This window comes from Rhodococcus sp. RS1C4, assembly GCF_002258225.1.
Classification (GTDB): domain Bacteria; phylum Actinomycetota; class Actinomycetes; order Mycobacteriales; family Mycobacteriaceae; genus Rhodococcoides; species Rhodococcoides fascians_E.
On the sequence record NZ_NOXZ01000067.1, the window covers coordinates 1 to 503 of the forward strand.

The 503-nt window shown below is 64.8% G+C and carries 1 protein-coding gene; it reads left to right on the forward strand.

Features of this window, described 5'->3' with window-relative positions; translation table 11 throughout:
* On the forward strand, positions 1–503 hold a 503-nt coding region (locus tag CH289_RS27805; RefSeq protein WP_143545152.1), incomplete at both ends, for an AMP-binding protein.

Here is a 503-nt window from a genome sequence, read left to right on the forward strand (position 1 = left end):
CGGCACCACCCTCGACACACTCATCCGCAACCGAACCACCCATACCCCGAACGCCATCGCCGTCACCGACGACTCGAGACAGCAATGGACGTACACAACACTCGATTCCCGCGCAAACGCACTGGCACACATACTGATCGAACGTGGCGTTCACGTCGGCGACCGCGTCGCAGTCATGCTCCCCCGCAGCGTCGACCTGGTCACCGCACTCCTGGCCGTGATCCGGGTCGGCGCCGCCTACGTCCCCATCGACCCCGACTACCCGAGTGAGCGGATCGGGCACATCCTCGACGACTCCGCACCCTCACTCCTGATTACCACCACCGAAATCCGAACGAACACACGCGCAACGAACGAGCTACACCTCGACAACCCCGACATCGCCGCACGCCTCGACACCGGACACACCACCGCACCGACACTCGATCGCCCACTGACCCCCGCCGACACCGCCTACGTCATCTTCACCTCCGGCACCACCGGACGCCCCAAAGGCGTCATGC